At 68.1% G+C, this 461-nt stretch carries 1 protein-coding gene; it reads left to right on the forward strand.

Features of this window, described 5'->3' with window-relative positions:
• The coding region (locus tag K9U40_RS23675) for an FAD-dependent oxidoreductase (protein ID WP_282892503.1) at nucleotides 1–365 on the forward strand (365 nt) is incomplete at its 5' end.
• Between the last annotated feature and the right edge of the window lie 96 nt (nucleotides 366–461).

The following is a 461-nucleotide window of genomic DNA, read 5'->3' on the forward strand; positions in this document are numbered from 1 at the left end:
AGATCGAGCTGAAGGTGTTCCACACCCTCGACGAGGTGCTGGGCAACGACAGCGGCGTGACGGGCATCCGCATCAAGAGCACCCTGGACGGCAGCACGCAGGACATCGCGCTGCAGGGCTGCTTCATCGCGATCGGCCATGCGCCCAACACCGGCATCTTCGAGGGCCAGCTGACGCTGGAGAACGGCTACATCGTGACGCAGGGCGGCCTCAAGGGCTTCGCCACGCAGACCAGCGTGCCCGGCGTGTTCGCGGCTGGCGACGTGCAGGACCACGTGTACCGCCAGGCCATCACCAGCGCCGGCACCGGCTGCATGGCCGCGCTCGACGCGCAGCGCTTCCTGGAGCAGGAAAGCGTGATCTGACAGCGGTCCGCCCCGCCGGCCCGGGCCTGTGGCCCTGCGGGCTGGACACTTCTTTGGAGGCCGCGCTATAATGCGCGGCTTTGCTGCATCTTGCGC

Origin of the sequence: Xanthobacter autotrophicus, assembly GCF_030015065.1 — a bacterium.
Classification (GTDB): Bacteria; Pseudomonadota; Alphaproteobacteria; order Rhizobiales; family Xanthobacteraceae; genus Xanthobacter; species Xanthobacter autotrophicus_D.